Source organism: Pseudoalteromonas sp. S3260, from assembly GCF_005886925.1.
GTDB lineage: Bacteria > Pseudomonadota > Gammaproteobacteria > Enterobacterales > Alteromonadaceae > Pseudoalteromonas > Pseudoalteromonas tetraodonis.
The window spans coordinates 1-23632 of the sequence record NZ_PNCV01000076.1 but is presented as its reverse complement, the minus strand read 5'-3'; the positions used below and the strand labels follow the sequence as shown (position 1 = coordinate 23632).

Annotated in this window: 21 protein-coding genes and 1 rRNA gene; 5 read left to right on the top strand and 17 right to left on the bottom strand. The window is 41.1% G+C overall.

Going from position 1 to position 23632, the window contains the following annotated elements; all coding sequences use genetic code 11:
• Window positions 1-666: 666 nt before the first annotated feature.
• Window positions 667-2526 (top strand): cation:proton antiporter, encoded by a 1860-nt coding sequence (locus CWC14_RS13065; RefSeq protein WP_013466020.1) that lies wholly within the window; start codon window positions 667-669, stop codon window positions 2524-2526.
• Window positions 2527-2658: 132 nt separating this feature from the next.
• On the opposite strand, the gene CWC14_RS13060 is transcribed toward CWC14_RS13065, so the two are convergent.
• The 15 genes from CWC14_RS13060 to cutA form a co-directional block, all read right to left on the bottom strand.
• Complete coding sequence (locus CWC14_RS13060) at window positions 2659-3297, bottom strand: tetratricopeptide repeat protein (RefSeq protein WP_013466021.1); 639 nt, start codon at window positions 3295-3297, stop codon at window positions 2659-2661.
• A gap of 124 nt (window positions 3298-3421) precedes the next feature.
• Window positions 3422-4735 (bottom strand): adenylosuccinate synthase, encoded by a 1314-nt coding sequence (locus CWC14_RS13055; RefSeq protein ID WP_010391689.1) that lies wholly within the window; start codon window positions 4733-4735, stop codon window positions 3422-3424.
• Window positions 4736-4944: 209 nt separating this feature from the next.
• On the bottom strand, window positions 4945-5823 hold the full coding sequence (hflC, locus tag CWC14_RS13050) for a protease modulator HflC (RefSeq protein ID WP_008113491.1): 879 nt from the start codon (window positions 5821-5823) through the stop codon (window positions 4945-4947).
• Between the two features lie 5 nt (window positions 5824-5828).
• Entirely contained in the window at window positions 5829-6998 is a 1170-nt protein-coding gene (gene hflK / locus CWC14_RS13045) for an FtsH protease activity modulator HflK (protein WP_010391686.1), read from the bottom strand.
• Window positions 6999-7104: 106 nt separating this feature from the next.
• The gene (hflX, locus tag CWC14_RS13040; RefSeq protein WP_010391685.1) at window positions 7105-8388 is read right to left on the bottom strand and encodes a ribosome rescue GTPase HflX; all 1284 of its coding nucleotides are present in this window, start codon (window positions 8386-8388) and stop codon (window positions 7105-7107) included.
• A gap of 16 nt (window positions 8389-8404) precedes the next feature.
• Complete coding sequence (gene hfq, locus CWC14_RS13035) at window positions 8405-8668, bottom strand: RNA chaperone Hfq (protein WP_008113494.1); 264 nt, start codon at window positions 8666-8668, stop codon at window positions 8405-8407.
• Between the two features lie 81 nt (window positions 8669-8749).
• On the bottom strand, window positions 8750-9667 hold the full coding sequence (gene miaA / locus CWC14_RS13030; protein WP_054202670.1) for a tRNA (adenosine(37)-N6)-dimethylallyltransferase MiaA: 918 nt from the start codon (window positions 9665-9667) through the stop codon (window positions 8750-8752).
• 10 nt (window positions 9668-9677) lie between these two features.
• The gene (gene mutL / locus CWC14_RS13025) at window positions 9678-11504 is read right to left on the bottom strand and encodes a DNA mismatch repair endonuclease MutL (RefSeq protein WP_138563245.1); all 1827 of its coding nucleotides are present in this window, start codon (window positions 11502-11504) and stop codon (window positions 9678-9680) included.
• Window positions 11505-11534: 30 nt separating this feature from the next.
• Window positions 11535-12878 (bottom strand): N-acetylmuramoyl-L-alanine amidase, encoded by a 1344-nt coding sequence (locus CWC14_RS13020; RefSeq protein ID WP_138563243.1) that lies wholly within the window; start codon window positions 12876-12878, stop codon window positions 11535-11537.
• Between the two features lie 28 nt (window positions 12879-12906).
• Window positions 12907-13374, bottom strand: coding sequence for a tRNA (adenosine(37)-N6)-threonylcarbamoyltransferase complex ATPase subunit type 1 TsaE (tsaE, locus tag CWC14_RS13015; protein ID WP_021033095.1), 468 nt, complete (start codon window positions 13372-13374; stop codon window positions 12907-12909).
• Window positions 13375-13500: 126 nt separating this feature from the next.
• Window positions 13501-14841, bottom strand: a complete 1341-nt coding sequence (gene accC / locus CWC14_RS13010) for an acetyl-CoA carboxylase biotin carboxylase subunit (RefSeq protein ID WP_010391679.1) — start codon at window positions 14839-14841, stop codon at window positions 13501-13503.
• Window positions 14842-14867: 26 nt separating this feature from the next.
• Entirely contained in the window at window positions 14868-15335 is a 468-nt protein-coding gene (gene accB, locus CWC14_RS13005; protein ID WP_054202660.1) for an acetyl-CoA carboxylase biotin carboxyl carrier protein, read from the bottom strand.
• Window positions 15336-15368: 33 nt separating this feature from the next.
• Window positions 15369-15821: a type II 3-dehydroquinate dehydratase gene (aroQ, locus tag CWC14_RS13000; protein WP_010391676.1), complete on the bottom strand. Its 453-nt coding sequence runs from the start codon at window positions 15819-15821 to the stop codon at window positions 15369-15371.
• A gap of 229 nt (window positions 15822-16050) precedes the next feature.
• Window positions 16051-17856, bottom strand: coding sequence for a protein-disulfide reductase DsbD (locus CWC14_RS12995; protein WP_138563241.1), 1806 nt, complete (start codon window positions 17854-17856; stop codon window positions 16051-16053).
• Entirely contained in the window at window positions 17856-18176 is a 321-nt protein-coding gene (gene cutA / locus CWC14_RS12990; protein WP_010391672.1) for a divalent-cation tolerance protein CutA, read from the bottom strand. The genes CWC14_RS12995 and cutA overlap by 1 nt, the downstream gene beginning before the upstream one ends.
• Window positions 18177-18416: 240 nt before the next feature.
• On the opposite strand from cutA, the gene CWC14_RS12985 reads away from it, so the two are divergent.
• The 4 genes from CWC14_RS12985 to rnk all read left to right on the top strand — a co-directional run bounded on the left by CWC14_RS12985 (window position 18417) and on the right by rnk (window position 21582).
• A complete protein-coding gene (locus tag CWC14_RS12985) occupies window positions 18417-18896 on the top strand; it encodes an FxsA family protein (protein ID WP_064664113.1) in 480 nt (159 codons plus the stop codon).
• 109 nt (window positions 18897-19005) lie between these two features.
• Window positions 19006-19293 (top strand): co-chaperone GroES, encoded by a 288-nt coding sequence (locus tag CWC14_RS12980; RefSeq protein WP_008113511.1) that lies wholly within the window; start codon window positions 19006-19008, stop codon window positions 19291-19293.
• 49 nt (window positions 19294-19342) lie between these two features.
• Window positions 19343-20992 (top strand): chaperonin GroEL, encoded by a 1650-nt coding sequence (gene groL / locus CWC14_RS12975; protein ID WP_138563239.1) that lies wholly within the window; start codon window positions 19343-19345, stop codon window positions 20990-20992.
• Window positions 20993-21168: 176 nt separating this feature from the next.
• Window positions 21169-21582 (top strand): nucleoside diphosphate kinase regulator, encoded by a 414-nt coding sequence (rnk, locus tag CWC14_RS12970; RefSeq protein WP_076921848.1) that lies wholly within the window; start codon window positions 21169-21171, stop codon window positions 21580-21582.
• Between the two features lie 56 nt (window positions 21583-21638).
• Here rnk and CWC14_RS12965 read toward each other — a convergent pair whose 3' ends face one another.
• Together CWC14_RS12965 and rrf are read right to left on the bottom strand one after the other, a co-directional pair.
• Window positions 21639-23135, bottom strand: coding sequence for an NAD(P)H-hydrate dehydratase (locus tag CWC14_RS12965; protein ID WP_138563237.1), 1497 nt, complete (start codon window positions 23133-23135; stop codon window positions 21639-21641).
• A gap of 376 nt (window positions 23136-23511) precedes the next feature.
• Window positions 23512-23626 (bottom strand): 5S ribosomal RNA (gene rrf / locus CWC14_RS12960).
• Between the last annotated feature and the right edge of the window lie 6 nt (window positions 23627-23632).

The window sequence follows — 23632 nt, the reverse complement described above, 5'->3', positions numbered from 1 at the left end:
CTAACTAAAAAAATATAAAGTGTTGTTTATGTATCGCTGTAAAAAGCTGTGTGCGGCTTTTTTATTAACAACATACATAGAGCCTCTTAAGTCTGGTACACCAACAGATAGGGTGATGACTTAAGGACCGAGATTTAACCGCCACGATGGGGATTAAATATTGAAAGGTAATAATTCAACTCAAACTTTAATTTATATGCGTTACGCAGATAAACACCTTGAGCAAAACTATACCAAAGAGTTCGGTAAATGATATTTTACGTTCGAACATTATAAAACATCGCTGAAACAATCACTAAGAGAGTTAAGATGTTTATATCTAACACGTTTACTTACTTAAACAATAAACTTTATTAGATAACTAATTATTCGAACACGAAGTATAATACGTTAAAATAGCCGCTTAGATCAAGGCTAAAATTAAAGCTAAATAGGTCATAACAGACAAGGCATGCACATTTTGCAATAGATATCATAAAGTTAGACTACTATAAATAGTAATTATAGAGACTATAACTTTGATAACACTCTCACAAAAGACGTTAACACTAAATAAATAAACATTATTTATTAGCTAAATTTAATTTACACGTGTATACCCACTGTATTACTGGTTGGTAACCGTTATACTTTTAAACATTATTAAAATTAAGGAGTTTTTACTCTATGTCAGCAATTTATATAGCCGGTATTGCACTGTGTTCAGTGTTAGCCCAATGGGTCGCTTGGGCGTTTAGAGTACCCGCTATTCTGTTTTTATTGCTTACAGGGCTTTTATTAGGGCCATTTAGTGGCGTATTAGACCCTGATGCATTATTAGGTGATTTACTTTTTCCTGTGGTCTCTTTGAGTGTCGCTGTGATTTTATTTGAAGGGTCCTTAACTTTACATTTTCGAGAACTTAAAGGGATCAGTAAAGTCGTCAGAAACCTCTGCTCTATTGGTATGCTTACAACTTGTATTGTTATTAGTTTTAGCGCCTATTGGTTACTCGAGTTAAATTGGCGAGTTGCTGCAGTACTTGGCGCTGTGCTTGTTGTTACGGGGCCAACCGTTATTGCTCCATTACTTAACTCGATGCGACCTACCCAGGATATCGATCGTATTTTACGCTGGGAAGGCATAGTAATAGACCCCATTGGCGCTTTATTTGCAGTGTTAGTGTTTGAAGCCGTAATGCTGGTTGGTCAGGGTGAAGTACTTAGCCACACTATCGTTGCACTGGTTAAAACCGTTGGCGTTGGTTTAAGTATTGGTGTGGTTTCGGGTTGGATCACGACGCAACTAATGCGCCGAGAATGGCTGCCATTTGAGCTACATAAGTTTGGTATTTTAGCGTTAGTGTTAATTAGCTTTTCTATTTCAAACCACATAAGCCATGAGTCAGGCTTACTGGCTGTGACGGTGTTTGGCATTTGGTTAGCTAATCAAGATGACTTGGAAATAGATTCGGTACTCGAGTTTAAAGAAGATTTGTCAATGATTTTAATCTCGACTTTATTTATTTTATTGGCCGCAAGACTACAACTCTCTGATTTAATGATGCTCGACAGCGACGTATTTATATTTTTAGCTATTGTGCTATTTATCGCCCGCCCATTGTGTATTGCTATTTCAACCTTTGGTACAGACTTACCGATGAAATCGCGCCTAGTACTTGCTTGGATTGCACCTCGCGGTATTGTTGCAGCAGCCGTTGGTTCAGTATTTGCGCTGAGTATGATGGAAGCGGGAGTGGCCGATGCCGAAAAAATGGTGCCACTCATATTTACTGTTATTATTGTTACTGTGGTACTGCAAAGCTTAACGGCTATCCCTGTTGCGAAACTACTTGGAGTGCGTCAACCATCCCCTAATACTATTTTAATCATTGGTGCAAACCATGTATCGCGTGCAATTGCACGTGGCTTAAAAGAGCAAAATATTCCTGTTCATCTATCAGATCCTGCTTGGGAGAACTGTAGAATGGCGCGCATGGATGGCCTGCCTTGTTATTACGGTAACCCGCAATCGGAGCATGCTGAACGTTATTTACCTTTAACCACGATTCGCAGTGTTTTAGCGCTTTCACCTAATCGCCACCACAACGCATTAGGGGTGCAGTACTTCTCTCATTTATTAAATGAAAAAAATGTATTTTCACTACGTTCCTCTTCATCACATGCTAAAGCAAATAAAGACAGCGCGACGTTTTTATCACGACAAATTCTGTTTGGTGAAAACGGCGCATATGCACGCTTAAGCAGTGTTATTGCCAAAGGCGGTAAAGTGAGTGCAACACGTATATCTGAAGAGTTTAGCTGGCAGCAGTATTTAGAAATGAATCCTGAAGCGATCCCACTGTTTATTCTCAAAGGGGATAAAGACAGTGATGAAGACGCACCAGTGAAAATGAGGCCTTTTACCAGTGATATGGAAAAGCCACCACAAGAGGGTGAACGAGTAGTTGCATTGCAACCGCCTAAAATATCGCTATTAAAAGATCCGGCCAATAACAAAGCCAAAGACAATAAAAAAGACGAGTAATAACTAAAAAGCGAGAGTGCTAAAAAAGCACTCTCGCTTTTTTATTTACAAACCTAAACTCTGATTAAGAGATTTACTAACATATTAAATCATAGTCATAATTAGGTTTATTTTCTCTAGCTGGAGTTTAGGTTACATAGGTAAGCGCGCGCGGGTAACGACACTAGCTGGCATTTTTTCAGCAAGTTTAGTTAATGCTCGCTCTATTTTTTTATGTGTCGCTTTATCGGCTACCGTGGTGTTAAACAGCCAACGATAAGCATCTTCAAAGTCTCTTGGACTACCATAGCCTTGATTAAACAAGCCCACTAATCGTAATTGAGCTTTTAAGTTACCTTGCGCTGAGGCCTCACGGAGGTAGGTTATTGCCATGGCTTTGTCTTTTTGGACTAACTGCCCAACATCGTAGTAGCGACCTAGTTGCTCTAATGCTGCCGCTAAGCCCTGCTCAGCCGCTTTTTTCATGTAATACACACCTAGAGCTACATCACGCTCAACACACACCTTGTAGGCGAGCATATCACCGTATAAAAATTGATACGACGGCAATGCCATTTTATTGGCTCGCGCTTCTATATCTTGCACTAACTGGCAATTATCTGCCTTCACGCGGGCTAGATGAGTGTTCTCATTAATTAAAGCTATTAACTCAGATTCGGTATACAGCGGCACAGCTGCAGGGCTTTCTTCAGCTAAGCTATTGCTTATATTAAATAAAGAAAGTGTAAGTAGTGATAATGACCACACTGAGCAACGAGAAGATAAACGCATATTAACCACTTAAAAAATAAACTTACCAAATAATATACAAAGATCGTTCCACTATTAATAGGTGTGCTTTTTTATAGGCATAAAAAAAGCTGCACATGGCAGCTTTTTTTCAACTTAAACCCAATTATGCAAATGGGCTACGAAGTATCATGGTTTCAACACGATCAGGACCTGTAGAGATAATATCAACAGGTACGCCAGTGATTTCTTCAATACGTTTGATGTAATCAATTGCCGCTTTAGGTAAGCCTTCAAGCGATGTTACACCCACTGTATTTTCAGACCAACCAGGCATTTCTTCGTATACTGGCGTTACTTTATCGTAACCTTCAGCTGCTAATGGTGTCACGTTAGTCACAGTACCATCTTCAAGCTTATAACCAGTACAGATTTTAAGTGTTTCTAAACCATCTAAAACGTCAAGTTTAGTTAAACAAAATCCTGAAATGCTGTTGATTTGGACTGCACGGCGCATAGCCACTGCATCTAACCAACCTGTACGACGTAAACGACCTGTAGTAGCACCAAACTCATGGCCTTTGTCACCTAAATGCTTACCGACTGGGTCTTGCTTATCAAGGCCGTCGTAAAGCTCTGTAGGGAAAGGACCTGAACCGACACGTGTTGTGTACGCTTTAATGATACCTAGCACATAATCAAGGTGTAATGGGCCAAAACCCGCACCTGTAGCAACGCCACCAGCGGTGGTGTTTGAAGATGTTACATAAGGGTAAGTACCATGATCGATATCAAGTAGTGTACCTTGAGCACCTTCAAATAAGATGTTGTCACCGGCGTTACGCGTTTGATCTAAAAGCTCAGTTACATCAACTACCATTGCTTTTAAAATATCAGCAACAGCCATTGCATCATCAAACGTTTTTTGGAAGTCAACAGCGTCTACTTTGTAGTAGTTAACTAATGTGAAGTTGTGGTATTCCAATACTTCTTTTAACTTAGTAGCAAATAATTCAGGATTGAATAAATCGCCAACACGTAAACCACGACGTGCAACTTTATCTTCGTATGCTGGACCGATACCACGACCCGTTGTACCGATTGGTTTATCGCCACGCGCTGTTTCGCGAGCTACATCTAATGCAACATGGAAAGGCAATATTAGCGGACATGCTTCACTGATTAAAAGACGTTCGCGTACTGGTACGCCACGCTCTTCAAGCATGCCAATTTCTTTCATTAGCGCTTCTGGTGATAAAACAACACCATTACCAATCACACATTTAACATTGTCACGTAATACACCCGATGGAATAAGGTGTAGAACTGTCTTTTCACCGTCGATCACTAAGGTATGGCCAGCGTTATGACCACCTTGATAACGAACTACTAAAGATGCTTTATCTGTAAGGAGGTCAACTACCTTACCCTTACCTTCGTCACCCCATTGGGTGCCTAGTACAACAACGTTTTTACCCATTGCAAATTCACTTAGAGAAAATTAGGACGAGATTTTACCAGAAAACTAAAGCAATGTTCACCCCGTTTAGCTTATTTTTTCCTCGTGCGGGTAGTAAACATCAGTGTTTCGTTAATAATCACATAAATAACAGTGATTTATAAGATTAAAATTCAGATAACAAAAAGCCCTGCAATTGCAGGGCTTTTTAAATTTAACTAAAGCTGTGATTACTGAGCTTTCGCGCCTTTCATGTATTGGAAGAAGTCGCTATCCGGTGATAACACCATCACGTCTTGCTTGCCTTTGAAAGTTTGCTTATAAGCTTCTAAAGAGCGAACAAAGCTAAAGAACTCAGGGTCTTTATTATAAGCACTAGCGTAAATCGCAGCAGCATCAGCATCGCCTTGACCACGAACAGAACGCGCATTACGTTCTGCATCAGCAAGCATTACTGTTACACGGCGGTCAACACCTGCACGAATCGTTTCTGCTTTTTCCTGACCTTCAGAGCGGTGCTCTTTAGCAACTGCAGTACGCTCAGCGCGCATACGTTGATAAATAGAGCTACTCACCTCTTGTGGTAAGTTAATTTGCTTAACACGCACATCAAGTACTTCAATACCCAGCTCACTAGCACTTTCAGATGCTTGTACTAACGCTTCTTCCATCAGCTCGCTACGCTCACCAGATACAATTTCACGAATAGTACGCGTACCAAAGTTAGTACGTAGGCCATTATTTACTTTTTGCTTAAGCAGTGTTTCAGCGTATTGCTTGTCACCACGTGCACGCAGGTAAAAAGAGCTAAAATCGTTTACGCGCCATTTTACAAACGAATCAACGATTAAGTCTTTTTTCTCGCTAGTTACAAAGCGATCCGGTGTGCCATCTAGTGTTTGAATACGTGCATCAATACGACGTACTTGACTAAAAAATGGGACTTTTAAGTGTAGACCTGGGCCATAGACTACTGCTTGATCATCGCTGTCTTTTTGCACTTTACTAAATAAAAGTACAATCGCTTTTTGACCTTCAGAGACCACGAACACCGACGAGAAAGACATCACAATGGCGGCTAATAGGATTACTAAACTAAAGTTTTTCATTGCTCTTATCTCCCGTCGTTAAAGCGATCATTGTTAAAGCGATCGTTACCACTATTAACAGTGCTGTTGCGTGACGTATTTACCTTGTTACGTAAATCGTTTATATCGCTTGAGCTAGGTAAAGCAATACGTGTTGATGAACCCTGTTTTTCCATGATTTTATCAAGTGGTAGGTACATCATGTTGTTGCCACCTTTAACATCAACCAACACTTTAGAGCTATTACCTAGCACTTCTTGCATCGTGTCTATGTATAAACGCTCACGTGTTACTTCTTTAGCTGCTTGGTATTCTGGAAGTAATTTCTCAAAACGAGCCACTTCACCTTGCGCTTCTAAAGTAATACGTTCTTGGTAACCTTCAGCTTCTTGCGTCATACGAGTCACTTGACCACGCGCACGCGGTTCAATTTCACGGGCATACGCTTCTGCTTCACGAATAAAGCGTTGCTCATCCTCTTGGGCCGCAATTGCATCATCAAACGCATCTTTAACTTCCATTGGTGGACGAGAGTCCTTGAAGTTAACGTCAGTTACGATTAAACCTAAGTTATAAGGTTCGATGATTTGATTTAGCTCATCCCAAGTATTTTGACGTACAACTTCACGGCCGTTTGTCAGTACTTGGTCCATTTTTGAATGACCAACAACATAACGCAGCGCACTATCTAATGCTTCTTCAAGGCTGCTGTCAGCGTTAGTGACACTAAACTTGTATAAGTAAGGGTCGATTACTCGATACTGTACTTCAAATTCAACGCTTACTACGTTTTCATCTTCGGTTAACATAAAGCCTGATGCTGATAACGAGCGAACAGCTTCGATATCGACTGGAATAACCGTTTCAACAAAGGTCATTTTCCAACGCAAGCCAGGATCTGCAATTCGGTCAAACTTACCAAATTGAAGAACGACGCCGCGCTCAGCTTCTTTCACCGTATAAATACCGCTTAACGCCCATACAATTGCAGCGATAATAAGTACAAATGAAATACCGGCTCCGCCAAGTCCACCGCCGCTACCATTGCCGGATTTTTTACCGCCAAATAAGCCGTTAAACTTGTTACTGAATTTGCGGAACACCTCGTCTAAATCAGGTGGGCCTTGATCACGTCCGCCTTTGTTATTCCACGGATCTTTGTCATTGCCATTATTACCCGGTTCATTCCAGGCCATAGCTATACTCCATTGTTATCTAAATAAATTCGGAAATTGTGTTAAATCTAACAAATCTTATGCATTTCTTATACTAAAACCGACATTAATCTTGCAGTTTTTAATCTCAGCTAATAAAACTTTCAATTTCAGGGCCAAAATCTTTAATTAAACGGTTCCACTCAATCATAGGCAATCGTACATCAAGCAACCAATTACCTTGTTCATCAAACCGCTCATTGTGTACTGCACTTAAATTAAATAGTGATGCTCTTAAACGCCCATATTGTGGTGCGAGTAATAACGTTTCATTAAGCATTTGCTTAGCGAGTAAATCGCTAATAGCTTCACTAAGTAATTCACAGCCTTCGCCAGTTTTTGCAGATAGCCATACCCTTATAGGTTGGCCCTCGTCATCACGATCAATACGTGGCGTTACCTCATCCAGCGCATCAATTTTATTATAAACTAATAACTGCGGTACCTCGTCGGCTTCAATTTCTTTGAGGACTTCTTGTACCTGTTCAATATTTTCTTTTCGGCGAGGATCAGCTACATCTATCACATGCAGTTGTAAATCGGCTTCACGCGTCTCGGTCAGAGTTGCTTTAAATGCAGCCACCAAATCATGCGGTAAGTGTCGAATAAACCCTACAGTATCGGCTAAAATAACAGAACCAACATCACCAATATCGAGTTTACGCAGTGTTGGATCTAGTGTGGCGAATAGCTGATCGGCTGCATATACATCTGAATCGGTAATATAGTTAAACAGTGTTGATTTTCCGGCATTAGTGTAACCCACCAGCGACACTGTTGGAATTTCATTGCGCGTACGAGCACGTCGACCTTGCTCACGCTGTACAGCCACTTTCGCTAGTCGTGCACGAATATTTTTAATACGTGCGCGCAATAAACGTCGATCGGTTTCTAACTGCGTTTCACCCGGACCACGTAAGCCTATCCCCCCTTTTTGGCGCTCAAGGTGGGTCCAACCACGAATTAAACGTGTAGACATGTGACGAAGCTGCGCCAACTCAACCTGAAGTTTACCTTCATGAGTACGGGCACGCTGAGCAAAAATATCAAGAATAAGTGTTGTTCTATCAAGTACCCGACATTGGCAAACACGCTCTAAATTACGTTCTTGAGACGGGCTCAACTGATGGTTAAAAATGACAACATCGGCATTGTGGATTTTGACAATTTCAGCTATTTCTTCCGCTTTGCCGGTACCGACAAATAGTTTGGGATGTGGTGCTTGACGGCTGCCTTGCACAACCGCCAAACTACTAACACCAGCAGAAGATACCAACATTTCTAATTCATGAAGATCTTCGCGATCCCCATCTTTAGGTAGGTCGATATGGACTAAAATTGCCTGTTCGCCAGATTCATAGCGGTCAAACAAGCATTACGCTCCTAATTTAAAAGTTTCCTGGTTCAGTTTCTTCGGTGTCTTCATTGCCCTGTACACCTTGAAAGTTGACTGCGCGTGCAGGTACAACTGTTGAAATTGCATGTTTATACACCATTTGATTAACAGTGTTTTCCAGTAAAATTACAAATTGGTCAAATGACTGAATTTTACCTTGTAATTTTATGCCATTTACCAAAAAGATTGATACTGGAATCCGCTCGCGGCGTAATGCATTTAAAAATGGGTCTTGTAACGATTGGCCTTTTGCCATGTTATTATTCCTTCGTTCTAGGTGTTATTATAATTAAGTGGCTGAACTAATTTAATAAAGCTAAATTTTGTCCAGCTACTACTAGCTTAGCGAACTTACTACACGATGCAAGTTTTCTTCATCACCGGTTGTTAACCACGTAACGTCGGGCCAACTTCTTAACCACGTTAATTGACGCTTAGCCAATTGACGAGTGGCAGCAATACCGCGAAAAACCATTTCATCATGGTCTATTTCACCCGCAAGGTAATCCCACATCTGTCTATAACCTACACAACGAATAGAAGGCATATTGGGATGTAAATCCTCACGTAGATATAGGGTCGAAACTTCTTTTTCAAACCCCTGTTCAATCATTATTTTAAACCTTTCTGCAATTCGCTGATGTAACTCTTTACGATCATCTGGAGCAATAGCAAATTGATGAAAAGTATAAGGTAAAGGTGGCTGTTTTTGCTTTTGCAATTCAGTCATTGTTTTACCTGTTATACGGTAAACCTCTAAAGCGCGATTAATTCGTTGTGAATCATTTTCACTCATCTTTTTCGCAGCTTGTGGATCTACTTTTAATAGCTCTTGATATAAATGTGGCCAACCGTACTGTTTCGCCTGTACTTCAAGCTCAGCTCTTATCTGCTCATCAGCCTCTGGTAGAGGGGATAACCCATCAATAAGGGCTTTAAAGTACATCATTGTACCTCCAACCAGTACAGGCACTTTACCTTGTTGATGAAATTTATCAATTTTTTCTATCGCATCGCGTCTAAAATCAGCTACTGAATAGGTTTCGCTTGGGTCGAGTAAGTCAATTAGGTGATGAGGTGCACGTGCTAGTTCGTCGGCATCCGGTTTAGCGGTACCAATATCCATACCTTTATAAACCAGTGCCGAATCAACGCTGATAATTTCAGTATTTAAATGCTCACACAGTGAAATTGCCAATGCTGTTTTACCAGCAGCGGTGGGGCCCATTAAAAATATGACCGGTAAATTACTCAACACGAATACCCTAATTAAATTGCGCTAGATAAGACTTTAGATCTATTTTAACTGCTTTTTCACGTAAACGTTCAATTGTTTGCGCATTATTTTGTAAGCGAGTTTGCTGTACTGCAAAGGCTTTACTGGCATAGAACCGTGCGGGAATTATATTTACCTGCCATTGTAGCCATTCATCAATACTTGCTAACTGAGCCTTACATCCCTCAAGCAATGCATCTATTGCAGCACTTACATCTAATAAGTACAGACTTGTAGGCAGCTTCTTTACCATAACAAACTGCTTTTCTATTAATAACTCAAAACCTAGTAAGGTAAACCAAGACTGCTGAGCAGCAAGAAGCGCCGTGTCTTGTTTTGATACGTTAACACGCACAGGCAATAGAAGTGCTTTACCTTCAAGGCTGCCGTGCTCTTTTATTTGTGTATGCCAATCATCCGCTAATGCGTATTTAAAGTGTGAACAATAAAGTTGATTTTCATTATTGAACACGCAAACGCCCTGTTCAATGCTTATTATATCGACAGTGCGCAGTGCTGTATCTGATACTTGCGTCTCATTAGATTGTAGAAATGCTGACGCAGTATCAAAGTGCTGCGCTTGTTGCTCATTCACGCCCTGATAAAACGCATTCACATCATGGTAATTTTGGCTTTCAATACGCACCTGTCTACCCGCACCTTGACGACTGCCACTATAAGAGGCATTACTTGTAGATGGCGAATGACTTGGTTGTAATGACGACTTAGGATAATCAAAAAGTTCACTATTGGTCGTGTGTTCTTGGTTAAACGATGTAACCGGTGATTGATGCGTGTGAGCGGCTGGCGAATTAACAAACTCAGCTTGAAGTGGCACCACAACTTGTTTGATAGCTTGTAAAATAAAGTCATGTACCAAACGACCTTGATGAAAACGTACCTCATGCTTTGCCGGGTGCACGTTAACATCCACTTGGCGTGGGTCTATATCAATGTAAATCACAAATCCGGGAAGTTCTTGCTCGCCACTGACCTCTTCAAATGCTTGGCGAATAGCGTGCAAAATAAGTTTATCGCGCATCATACGATTATTTACATAGGTGTACTGTGTAGTATTAGCCGAGCCAACAGGGAGCACCCAACCATGTAGTTGCAGCCCTGCTTCACCGGATTGAATATGCAGTCCCTGTTCTGCAAACGCTTTACCCGCCACTTGGGCAACTCGTGTAATAGCTTGAGCAGGTTCGGTTTTAGGACGATACTGACGCACCACTTTTTCGTTATGGGTTAACGTAATTGATACGTCAAAGCGACTCAGTGCAATCCGCTTTATAAGCTCATCAATATGGCTAAACTCAGTTTTTTCGGTACGTAAAAACTTGCGCCGTGCTGGGGTATTAAAAAATAAATCTTTTACTTCAATTGTGGTACCGCTGGGATGTGCCACAGGCTTTACCTCTACGGCCATATCCCTGCCTTGCGCAAAGGCTTGCCAAGCGGCTTCTTGCTGTTCAGGCTTAGAGCTTAAGGTTAAGCGAGATACCGAGCTAATAGACGCGAGAGCTTCGCCTCTAAAACCTAAAGAGCAAATATTTTCTAAGTCATCGAGCGACTTTAGTTTACTGGTAGCATGGCGAGAAAGCGCTAATGTGAGCTCCTCTTTTGCAATGCCTGAACCATTATCACGAATTCGAATCAGCTTATGACCACCGCGTTCAATATCTATTTGAATACGTGTCGCACCTGCATCTAGGCTATTTTCTACTAACTCTTTAACCACCGACGCGGGACGCTCAACAACTTCACCCGCCGCAATTTGGTTTGCCAAGCGCGCAGGTAATATTTCAATACTCATAAAAACCTTAAATGTTGTGCGCTTTTAAAATTAACTCTGAGGAATATCAAGTTCCTGGCCAATAAATAGCGTATTTGAACTGAGCTTATTAACCTGTTTTATTTTACTAATACTAACCCCATATCGCCCTGCCAGCATACTCAGTGACTCCCCTGGACGTACCTTGTGCTTTGTCGGGTATTGAGATTTTAATGACGCAAACAGTGAGTCGTCAGGCGGGTTGCGTAAATAATAATTTTTAATTGAGGTAAACATCGCTTTTGCCAAACGCTCTTGATGATTGGCGCTTTTTAGTAGTCGTTCTTCACGAGGATTAGAGATAAACCCAGTTTCAACCAAAATAGACGGAATATCTGGCGACTTCAATACTGCAAGGCTGGCATGTTGCGGCGCCTTTTTGTGCATTTTTGCTACTTTTTTTAATTCTTTTATCACTTCATCTGCAACACTTAGCCCTGTTTTCATGGAATGATCCATCGACATATCAAGCAAGGCTTGTGCTAAGTACTTTTCATTTGCAGCATCTTTAATTACATCGGCAGCACCGCCAAGTAACTCTGAGTGTTTTTCTTTATCCTCAATCCATTTACCAATTTCTGAATTGGCACGTCGCAGCGACAACACCCATACAGAAGCACCGTTGGGTCCTGGACTGGTAAACGCATCAGCATGAATAGAGACAAAAAAATCGGCTTTTTTCTGGCGAGCACGATTAGTCCGTGTATTAAGTTTTACAAAGTAATCGCCACTACGGACCATGCGCGAAATCATACCGCGCTCAGCATCAATCATGCGCTCTAAACGCTTGGCAATTTGCAAAGTGATGTCTTTTTCGTAAGTACCTGAAGGGCCAATGGAGCCTGGGTCTTCACCACCATGACCTGCATCAATGGCAATTACAATGTCGCGTTCTTGGCTTAATTGGCGTTTTTTAGCCGCCGTTTGTGCAGGGGTAATTGCACCTTTAGCTTGGCTTTTATCGTATAAGTCGACCACCAGCCTATTTTTATAAGGGCCTGTGGGGGCAAGTGCAAATATAACCGGTTTAACTGGCCCATTTAATTCAAACACTAAACGCACGCTGCGTTTATTTTTAGGTTTTGAGTAACGTAACTTGCTAACAATTTGATGTTTTGGTGGCACACCTGGCAATTTTTTTAATTCATCAGTGTTTTCTAAATCAACCACTAAACGACTTGGGTTTTTTAGCATAAAGTAACTGAAGTCGGGTTTATCATCGAGATCAAACACCACCCGAGTGCTATCAGGTGATGGCCAGACACGCACACTATTAATAGTGTTTTGCGCCCACAATGGCAAGCTCACTGTAAAAACCATGAGGTAAATAAAAAGTTTAACTAAACCACGACTCATTTTGATAATCACTGCCTTAACTATTTTATTATCTATTATTTAGTTTTTTGACAATTGCTACACCACGCTCACTCGCACTGTTAATAACAATTTTACGCTCATCACCTACATAACTTAGCGTAGCATTTAGATCGGGAACAGGAATAAATTCTCCGCCTTTTTCCGGCCACTCAACAATACAAGTTGCCGTTTCTGAAAAATAATCGCGAATCCCCATAAATTCAAGCTCTTCTGGGTCACCTAATCGGTATAAGTCAAAGTGATAAACATTGCCACGCACAAGCTCGTAGGGTTCAACTAGTGTATAAGTGGGACTTTTAACCTTACCTGTATGACCAAAACCTTGCACTATACCGCGAGTAAATGTCGTTTTACCGGCCCCTAAGTCACCATGCAAATAAATAACTGCGCCCTGCTCTATTATGGCAGCTAATTTATTACCCATAGCAACAGTGGCATTTTCATCGACTAAATGAAAATTAAAACTACACGACATGATTACCTCAAAATTTACGAAAAGCGCATATTTGTTAATCATACCAGATTATTTATTTAAGGTGATACTGCCTCTTTTTTAAAGATAAAAAAACCGGCTTAAGCCGGTTTTTAATTAGCATAGACTTTACAGTCCTAATTTCTTCTCAAGGTAGTGGATATTTGTGCCACCATTTTTGAAGTTTTCATCTGCAAGAATACGTTTATGCAGTGGCGTATTGGTTTTAATACCATCGATAACGAGTTCATTAAGCGCATTACGTGCTCGGGCGATAGCGACATCACGATTTTCACCGTAAGTGATCAGCTTACCAATCATAGAATCGTAATGTGGAGGAACGGTGTAGTCAGCGTAAATATGACTGTCCCAACGAATACCTAAACCACCAGCTGGGTGAAAACGGGTAATCTTACCTGGCGATGGAATAAAGGTTTCTGGGTCTTCAGCATTAATACGACACTCAATAGCATGACCACGAATAACCACATCTTCTTGAGTGAATGACAAAGGCTGACCAGCGGCAATTTTTAACTGCTCTTTGATTAAATCAACACCGGTAACCATTTCAGTTACAGGGTGCTCAACCTGAATACGGGTATTCATTTCAATGAAGTAAAATTCACCGTTCTCGTATAAAAACTCAAACGTACCCGCACCACGATAACCAATTTCAATACATGCGCGAGTACAACGCTCACCAATGAACTTACGTACTTCTGCAGTAATCCCTGGTGCTGGTGCTTCTTCAACTACTTTTTGGTGACGACGCTGCATTGAACAATCACGCTCACCTAAGTGAACCGCATTGCCTTGACCGTCGGCCAATACTTGTACTTCAATGTGACGTGGGTTTTCAAGGAATTTCTCCATGTAAACCATGCTGTTGCCAAAGAACTGCTTTGCTTCTTGTTGCGTAAGCGAAATTGAATTGATTAACTCAGCTTCGTTGCGAACAACACGCATACCGCGGCCACCGCCGCCGCCAGCTGCTTTAATAATTACTGGGTAACCAATACGCTTAGCAATTTGCATGTTGCGTTCTTTATCATCCGATACCGGACCATCAGAGCCAGGTACACAAGGAACACCCGCTTTACGCATCGCTTCGATTGCCGATACTTTATCGCCCATTAGACGAATAGTATCGCCACGAGGACCGATAAATACAAAGCCGCTTTGCTCAACTTGGTCGGCAAAGTCTGCATTTTCAGCAAGAAAACCATAACCTGGGTGTATAGCGACCGCATCAGTAATTTCTGCTGCGGCAATAATGCGTGGAATGTCTAAGTAACTTTCAGTTGCTGCTGGTTTACCAATACAGATGGTTTCATCTGCTAGTAATACGTGCTTAAGATCGCGATCCGCCGTTGAATGCACAGCAACCGTTTTGATCCCAAGCTCTTTGCAGGCGCGCAATATACGAAGTGCAATTTCACCTCGGTTTGCAATGACTACTTTATCTAACATGAGAGTTGGCCTTTTACGTTGCGCTATTATTCAATGATGAATAAAGGTTGATCAAATTCTACTGGCTCGCCGTTTTCTACTAAGATAGCTTTTACTGTACCGGCTTTATCTGACTCAATTTGGTTCATCATTTTCATTGCTTCAACGATACATAGTGTGTCGCCAACTTTAACCTGAGAGCCCACTTCAACATATGCTGGTGCTTCTGGAGAAGCTGCTGCATAAAAAGAACCTACCATAGGTGATTTAACTTGATGACCTGTAGGGCCTGCAGGTGCTTCAGACTCTACGGCTGCAGGTGCTGATGGTGCAGCCGCGGCTGGAGCAGGTGCTGCTGGGGCGTATTGCTGAGGTGCGAATTGCGCATACGCAGGACCGGCACTCATGTTATTACGGTTAATACGTACTGATTCTTCACCTTCAGTGATTTCTAGTTCTGCAATACCTGATTCTTCTACTAATTCAATTAGTTTTTTGATCTTGCGAATATCCATAAACGGCCCGCCTATTAGTTTGTTAGTTTAAATTTAGTTTGAGTTTTGCAATCGGCTCACTGCTGCATTTAAAGCAGCGTGATAACCCATTGCACCTAATCCACAAATAACGCCTTGCGCCACATCAGAAAAATAAGAATGATGGCGAAACGTTTCACGTGCATGCACATTACTTAAGTGCACTTCAAAAAACGGAATATCAACGCTTAGCAATGCATCACGTAATGCGACGCTTGTGTGCGTAAATGCTGCAGGGTTAATTATTATGTAATCAACCGCTTGCCAAGCATCATGAATGCGTTCAATGAGCGCTTGCTCACTATTACTTTGAAAATGCGTTAACTCCACACCTAAACTATTAGCAGCGCTGTTTAACTCGCTCACAATATGCTCTAAAGAATGCGAACCGTACTTATCGGGCTCACGCTTTCCTAGCATGTTTAAATTTGGGCCATTTATAACTAAAATCTTTAATTTTGCAGCCATAATACGCGATATATCCTATAAGTAATGAGTTAAGCGGTTACTAACTAATTTTTCACTAAAAAGTAAGCTGAAAAAAGTAAGATAGCAACAATTTCTCACGTTAACCAACTATTATAGTGATTTCGAAGTAAATAGCAGCAAAATACTGGTCTAATCTCTATTTTGGGGACGAATCTTGAGGGGGAATAATGGCACAACATTAACAATCATGTTGTGCCATATAGAATGGTTATTCAGCGCTGGCACGCACTGCAGCAAGGTGCTTAGCGAAATCATCCGCATTTAAAAAGCCAGTAACACGTTGTGCACTTAGCTCTTCACCTTGAGTATTGAAGAATAAAATACTCGGTAAACCAAACACTGAATATGCTTCCATTAGCTCAATTGTTTCATTATCACTTTGGGTTAAGTCAATTTGAATCAGTTGGTAATGGCTAAACTCACTTTGTACTTGCGGGTCGGGAAAGGTGTAATGCTCAAACTCTTTACACGCTACACACCAGTCAGCGTATAAGTCCACCATTACCATACGACCCTCACTATTTGCTTGTGAAACTGCTTGCTTCAACTCGGCTAAGTTAGCAACGTGCTTAAACTCATTGCTTTGCGTGGTTGTTTGCAAGCTCACGTTTTGTGTTGGCCAAAAATAATTTTTGGTTAAATTAAAGCCCGTAAGCACTAATAAAACAGCCATAAACCACAATAAGGTTTTTAATTTGCCTTGAGTTTGGGCGCTTTGCCAATGATGAAAATAAAGCGCTGTGGCGATAGCTAATAGACCTGCTAATAGTAAAATTATCTCGATATCGATAATGCGCTCTAGCAAAATAAGTGGCACAACTAACATAATAAAACCAAATAAGGTCTTAACTTGTTCCATCCATCCGCCAGCTTTCGGTAATAACTTACCTCCCGATGTACCAAGGAGTAACAACGGTAAACCCATTCCTAGGCTAAGTACATAAAGCGTTAGTCCACCCACTAAGTAATCGCCGCTTTGTGCCACAAATAATAATGCGGCTGATAAAGGCGCAGTGGTACAAGGTGATGCAATAAGCCCTGATAAAACCCCCATCAGGAATACCCCAATGTAGTTACCGCCTTTTTGATTGTTACTCACTTGGGTTAGCTTGTTCATCATGCCGCTGGGTAACTTTATTTCGTACCAACCGAACATCGACATAGCCAACAACACAAACAATAAGCTAAAACTTATTAATACATATGGGTGCTGTAAGTAACCTTGTACTTGTCCGCCTAATGCAGCAACCACTAACCCCAATGCGGCATAGGTAACCGCCATGCCTTGAATATAAACAAATGATAGGGCAAATGCTTTTTTGGTAGACAGGTTCTTTTGACCCGCAATTAAGCTAGATAAAATAGGAAACATCGGAAATACGCAAGGTGTAAATGCCAAACCTACGCCCACAGCAAAAAATATAGCTAAATTAACCATTAAGCTTTGGCTGGCTAACTGCTCTGTAAAGGTGAGCCCTTTCTCGGGTGTTGCTGTAGTAACAGGTTTTTCTACAGGTTGGCTAAGTGCCGCAAATGCACTACTTGCTGCTGTATTTTCATTAGTATTAGTTTCACTTGCTAGTACACTTAATGGAATGCTGATGATTTCAGGTGGATAACACAGTCCTGCTTTTGCACAACCTTGATAACGCACCTTAACAACGCCATCTTCACTGATATTACTCAACTTGCTAATAACGCTGATAGAATTAAAAAACACCTCAGTTTTGCCAAAAAACTCATCTTCAATTATTTCACCAGAGCCCAACTCAGGCACATCAATGCTGGCACCTTTGGCAATAATTTCTATTTTGTCTTTATATAGATAATAGTCATCAGCGATATCCCAACCAACAAATAACGTACTTCCTTGCTGGTCAAAATCAAATACAAACGCTTCATTGACTGGTAAAAATGTATGCTGAGTCGGTTTTAGAAAATCATCAAGAGTATTTTGTGCCGCCCAAGCAGGCGCCATTAATACGCCTAATAAAAAAAATAAAATAAAGCGCATTAATGAAGCACCTCATCCATCCAATTAAAGTAAGCCAAGTTACCCGTTGCTACATCAACAACTTGTATTTCTGGTACTTCGTAGCTGTGAAGATCTTTTAAGGTTAAAAATACATCGTTCATTTTGTCAGCCTTAGTTTTAATTAGCAGCTTTACTTCAGTTGCTTCAGCTACTTCACCTTCCCATATGTAAATAGAACTCATGGCCGGTAAAATATTTACACAAGCGGCTAGTTTCTTTTCAATTAGCGCCATAGCCAATAAACGGGCTTCATCGTTATCTTTGCAAGTGGTAAAAATAAGTTTAAATTGCGTTGTCATAGTGAACCTTTACTTGTTTACGGGGGTCTAGCCCCATAGTAGCTGATAGCGGGTGTAATGTGTAGACACGAACTCTGTCTACATTTTGGGTCTTTGCAGTAAATTGATTTAGACCCGCCACCTGCAACTTTACTTACATTAACGTTTATTACTTACTCTTATTAGCTTGAAAATAGACCCGACAACCCTCACTTATATTTCATTAGCACCTTAATAAGTGTCATTTTTTTAGAGAGTCTTATGTTTAGAATTTTATTTTTGCTGTTTATCATCATCCCAATTATTGAAATTGCCTTACTAATTCAGGTTAGTGACGTGATAGGTGGCTTCGCAACAATTGCTTTAGTGGTACTAACCGCGATTGTGGGTGCGAAAATGGTGAAACAGCAAGGAATGGGCGCACTACAAAACGTACAAGTGCAAATGGCTCAAGGACAAATGCCTGCTAAAGAATTGTTTACCGGTATTTGCGTAATTATTGCAGGGGTACTTTTATTAACACCCGGCATTATGACAGATGTATTTGGCTTACTACTCCTTACCCCTGCTATTCGTAACAAATTAGCTGCAGGACTTGCTAGTCAAGCAACTGTAAGAATGAGCGCTAGTATGCATCAAACAGGTACTTCAGGGTTTTCGCAAACTCATCAATCAATGCATCACGAGCAAGATGAAAACCGCCCTAAGACCATAGATGGTGAATACGAGCGAAAAGATTAAAAATTTATCATTTTTTCTCTTGGAATTTTTCACTCTACCCCCATTAATGAAAGCAAATTAGATACACTTTTTTCTGTACTGTTCAGAAACTGTTAGGAGAACTAAAAACATGAACATTCGTCCTTTACAAGATCGCGTAATCATCAAGCGTCTAGAAGAAGAAACCAAGTCTGCTGGCGGTATTGTATTAACTGGCTCTGCAGCTGAAAAATCAACTCGTGGAGAAGTTGTTGCCGTAGGTAATGGTCGCGTTTTAGAAAATGGTGACGTTCGCGCGTTAGAAGTGAAAGCAGGTGACACTGTGTTATTTGGCTCATATGTTGAAAAAACTGAAAAGATCGAAGGTCAAGAATACCTGATCATGCGTGAAGATAATATTTTAGGCATTGTAGGCTAAACCTACTTTTCGTTTAACACACATTTTAAGAATTTAGAGGAAATTAAACATGGCAGCAAAAGAAGTACTGTTTGCAGGCGACGCACGTGCAAAAATGCTAACTGGCGTAAACATTTTAGCAAACGCAGTAAAAGTAACATTGGGCCCTAAAGGTCGTAACGTTGTACTAGACAAATCATTTGGCTCTCCAGTAATCACTAAAGATGGTGTTTCTGTAGCTAAAGAAATCGAACTTGAAGACAAATTTGAAAACATGGGCGCACAAATGGTTAAAGAAGTAGCGTCTAAAGCAAATGATGCTGCTGGTGACGGTACCACTACCGCAACCGTGCTTGCTCAATCTATTGTTAACGAAGGTCTTAAAGCGGTTGCTGCGGGTATGAACCCAATGGATCTTAAGCGTGGTATTGATAAAGCAATCATTGCTGCAACAGCAGAACTTAAAGCTCTTTCTGTTCCATGTTCTGATACTAAAGCAATTGCACAAGTAGGTACTATTTCAGCTAACTCTGATAAAGAGATTGGTGAAATCATTGCTGATGCAATGGAAAAAGTAGGCCGTAATACTGGTGTTATCACGGTTGAAGAAGGTCAATCACTTGAAAACGAACTAGATGTTGTAGAAGGCATGCAGTTTGACCGTGGTTACTTATCTCCATACTTCATCAACAACGCTGAAAAAGGCGCAGTTGAACTAGATAACCCATTTATCTTACTTGTAGATAAAAAAATATCTAACATCCGTGAATTATTACCAACATTAGAAGCGGTTGCAAAAGCAAGCAAGCCTCTACTAATCATCGCAGAAGACCTTGAAGGTGAAGCGTTAGCGACACTAGTAGTGAATAACATGCGTGGTATTGTAAAAGTATCAGCGGTTAAAGCACCTGGCTTTGGCGATCGTCGTAAAGCAATGCTACAGGATATCGCGGTATTAACTGGCGGTACTGTAATTTCTGAAGAAATCGGCCTTGAACTTGAAAAAGCAACAGTTGAAGACTTGGGTACAGCTAAGCGCGTAGTAATCACTAAAGATGATACAACAATCATTGATGGTGCTGGTGAAGAAGACGGTATCAACGGTCGTGTTGCTCAAATCAAAGCACAAATTGAAGAAGCGACTTCAGACTACGATAAAGAAAAGCTACAAGAGCGCATGGCTAAGTTAGCTGGCGGTGTTGCTGTAATCAAAGTAGGTGCCGCTACTGAAATTGAAATGAAAGAGAAAAAAGATCGTGTTGAAGATGCATTACATGCAACTCGCGCAGCGGTTGAAGAAGGCGTAGTACCAGGTGGTGGTGTTGCCTTAGTGCGTGCTGCTAGCAAATTAGCAGACTTACTAGGCGATAACGAAGACCAAAACCACGGTATTAAAGTGGCACTTCGCGCGATGGAAGCACCACTTCGTCAAATCGTTACAAACGCAGGTGATGAAGCATCAGTTGTTATTAACGCAGTTAAAGGCGGCGAAGGTAACTACGGGTACAATGCAGCCACTGGCGAATACAACGACATGATTGAAATGGGCATCCTAGATCCAACGAAAGTAACGCGCTCTGCATTACAATTTGCAGGATCGATTGCTGGTCTAATGATCACTACAGAGGCTATGGTTGCTGAAATTCCTAAAGAAGAAGCAGCTGGTGCACCTGATATGGGTGGCATGGGCGGCATGGGTGGAATGGGCGGCATGATGTAATCATTCCCTCACACACCTAGCTCAAATAAAAACCCAGCTTCGGCTGGGTTTTTAGCAATAGAGATAAAATAAATTCACTAAACAACAATAAAATTAACTCAGTGTATTCCAATGCAACTGAGTTCCTGCAAGCTATACCAGAGTAAATTTTATTTAACATGATTAAGGATATTAAGTTGAATACAAAACCTGAAATTATCATTTCATCGCTGGATGCAGATAGGTTGTATGCACTGATGGAGTCGTTGCCTGCAAACAGTTTTGCGGGTGAAAAAGAACTTGAAGCAGAACTTGGTAGAGCTAACATAGTGGAGCCGCACGAAGTTCCCGCAACCGTGGTAACCATGAATTCAACAGTGAACTTTGTTGTTGAATCTACAGGTGAGGAGTTTACTTTAACGCTTGTTTACCCAAAAAATATTGATTCAAGTGGCAACAAAATATCAATCTTAGCCCCTGTTGGTAGTGCATTACTTGGCCTTTCACAAGGAGATCAAATTGAATGGCCAAAGCCAGGCGGAGGGTTAATAACAGTAACTATTAAAGAGGTAACTTATCAGCCTGAAAGAGCTGGTGAGCTTCACAGATAGTAGCCAAAACAAGCAGCGAAGACATTAGCTAGCACAGCCAGTCACTGCTGCTTTTACTATTTATGATTGATCAGTGCTCTTACATGCGCAAATAAGTCACTGGCTAACATTCCTCTTTGCCCTGATTGTTCACAGGCTCTATCACCCGCCTTTGCATGTAACACAACGCCATAACATGCTGCCTCACTGGTATTTAATCCTTGAGCCATTAACGCCCCAATTATACCACTAAGCACATCACCACTTCCTCCTACAGCCAAACCAGGGTTACCATTTTCACATATCCAAGTATGCTCGGTATTATCGATTAGCGTACCTGCGCCCTTTAAAATAGAGGTCGCTGCGAAGTTGATCGCACATTGTCGAGCATAATAAAAACGATCAGACTCAACCTCAGAGGTAGTTAAGTTTAATAACCGTGCAGCCTCTGCAGGATGAGGCGTTAGCACGGTATTATTTAATTTATGAGAAGATGATTGCTTAGCTAATAAGTTTAAGGCGTCTGCATCAATAACAGTAGGGATATTGTTTTGCTGGCAATAACAGATTGCCTGATCAAAGGTTTTTTGGGCCCATTCATCTTGACCTAAACCTGGACCGATAACTACACACGTTGACCATGCTAGGGCATCATCCAAGTGTTCACTAGTTACCATAAGCTCTGGTCGCCCGATGCTCACAGGTAAAACGGCATGTTCATGGGTATACACTTTTACCATTCCAGCACCAGACCTTAATCCACTTTCAGCACTTAATCTAATAGCTCCTGCAGAGCCGTGGTTTCCTCCTATACATAATAATTTTCCATGACTACCTTTATGGCTACTCACTGAGCGCTCAGGCAAAGGTTTAAAGCAGTCTATATTGATAATCTGAGCAGAAGGGGTGGCTAGTTTCATAAACTGCTCGCCAATACCTAACTCGTCGAAATACAACTGCCCGGCATGCTGCTTTCCTTTAGTCGTGGTGAGTCCTTGCTTTATCCCAACTAATGTCATTGTTTTGGTGGCCATAATGGCTGTTCCTTGAGGACAGCCTGTATCTGCATTAATACCTGACGGTACATCAATACTCAGTATTGGTTTAGTGCTTTCATTTACCGCTTTAATAATAGTAGCAACATTATCGCGTACCGTATTCTCAAGACCAGTACCGAGTAATGCATCAATTATCACATCACACTCATCGAGTGCATCAGCGTTAAAGTTACAAATTTCACCACCGGAATCAATCCATTGCTTTTGTGCTTTTGCTGCATTTCCGGATAAGGCTTTATTCGGATTAATCGCGCAAACAACTACATGCCGATCTGCTTGTTTGATTAACCGAGCTACCTCATAACCATCTCCAGCATTATTTCCATTACCTGTAATAACTAACGTTTGTTTTGCATTAAAGGTTTTCCAACAGCAAAAAACAGCCTCCGCTGCACGCTGCATCAGCGTGTAAAGGTCTGCGCCGGTAGTATGGACTGCTTGTTCTTCATACCCTTTTATTTGTTTTGACAAATAGGTCAATTGCTCGCACTTAGGTGGCGTTAGTAGTAATGACATAAACAGCTCAATTTAATAAGAATACTTAATTTCATTTTGGGCTTTATAAATTCTTTTTCAAGTAAAACATAGTTATGTAATCTATAAGGCTTTATTTAAGGAGCTATTAATTTTATATAACGAGGATAACCATACAAGAGAAGTTAATAGGAGGTCAGCGTAAAGCAGGGCTTATTTTACCTAAAGCCGGATGCCTTGCACTTCTCTTACATTTGAAGTCGGTGTGCTACTTCGAAGCGACAGCAAAGTAGTATGTTCTGGAATCGGCTCTGATCAATTATCTTCCTTTAGCCTAATACCTTTTACATTTGTTTTTCACTTTTCTGCAGACGTAAAAAAGCCCGACTCTTTCGAATCGGGCTTTCTCTTATTTGGAGCCTGGTAATGTCCTACTTTCACATAGCAAATGCTACACTATCATCGGCGCTGTTTCGTTTCACTACTGAGTTCGGCATGGGGTCAGGTGGGTCCAAAACGCTATTGTCACCAAGAAAATT

Excerpts from the sequence above, each read along its gene's own strand:
- CWC14_RS12965 (WP_138563237.1), bottom strand. The coding sequence starts at position 23,135 with ATGTCATTACTACTAACGCCACCTAAGTGCGAGCAATTGACCTATTTG.
- CWC14_RS13020 (WP_138563243.1), bottom strand. The coding sequence starts at position 12,878 with ATGAGTCGTGGTTTAGTTAAACTTTTTATTTACCTCATGGTTTTTACA.
- accB (WP_054202660.1), bottom strand. The coding sequence starts at position 15,335 with ATGGATATTCGCAAGATCAAAAAACTAATTGAATTAGTAGAAGAATCA.
- CWC14_RS13055 (WP_010391689.1), bottom strand. The coding sequence starts at position 4,735 with ATGGGTAAAAACGTTGTTGTACTAGGCACCCAATGGGGTGACGAAGGT.
- accC (WP_010391679.1), bottom strand. The coding sequence starts at position 14,841 with ATGTTAGATAAAGTAGTCATTGCAAACCGAGGTGAAATTGCACTTCGT.
- mutL (WP_138563245.1), bottom strand. The coding sequence starts at position 11,504 with ATGAGTATTGAAATATTACCTGCGCGCTTGGCAAACCAAATTGCGGCG.
- CWC14_RS12995 (WP_138563241.1), bottom strand. The coding sequence starts at position 17,856 with ATGCGCTTTATTTTATTTTTTTTATTAGGCGTATTAATGGCGCCTGCT.
- CWC14_RS12980 (WP_008113511.1), top strand. The coding sequence starts at position 19,006 with ATGAACATTCGTCCTTTACAAGATCGCGTAATCATCAAGCGTCTAGAA.
- CWC14_RS12985 (WP_064664113.1), top strand. The coding sequence starts at position 18,417 with ATGTTTAGAATTTTATTTTTGCTGTTTATCATCATCCCAATTATTGAA.
- groL (WP_138563239.1), top strand. The coding sequence starts at position 19,343 with ATGGCAGCAAAAGAAGTACTGTTTGCAGGCGACGCACGTGCAAAAATG.
- hfq (WP_008113494.1), bottom strand. The coding sequence starts at position 8,668 with ATGGCAAAAGGCCAATCGTTACAAGACCCATTTTTAAATGCATTACGC.
- cutA (WP_010391672.1), bottom strand. The coding sequence starts at position 18,176 with ATGACAACGCAATTTAAACTTATTTTTACCACTTGCAAAGATAACGAT.
- CWC14_RS13060 (WP_013466021.1), bottom strand. The coding sequence starts at position 3,297 with ATGCGTTTATCTTCTCGTTGCTCAGTGTGGTCATTATCACTACTTACA.
- aroQ (WP_010391676.1), bottom strand. The coding sequence starts at position 15,821 with ATGGCTGCAAAATTAAAGATTTTAGTTATAAATGGCCCAAATTTAAAC.
- tsaE (WP_021033095.1), bottom strand. The coding sequence starts at position 13,374 with ATGTCGTGTAGTTTTAATTTTCATTTAGTCGATGAAAATGCCACTGTT.
- CWC14_RS13065 (WP_013466020.1), top strand. The coding sequence starts at position 667 with ATGTCAGCAATTTATATAGCCGGTATTGCACTGTGTTCAGTGTTAGCC.
- hflC (WP_008113491.1), bottom strand. The coding sequence starts at position 5,823 with ATGAAAAACTTTAGTTTAGTAATCCTATTAGCCGCCATTGTGATGTCT.
- hflK (WP_010391686.1), bottom strand. The coding sequence starts at position 6,998 with ATGGCCTGGAATGAACCGGGTAATAATGGCAATGACAAAGATCCGTGG.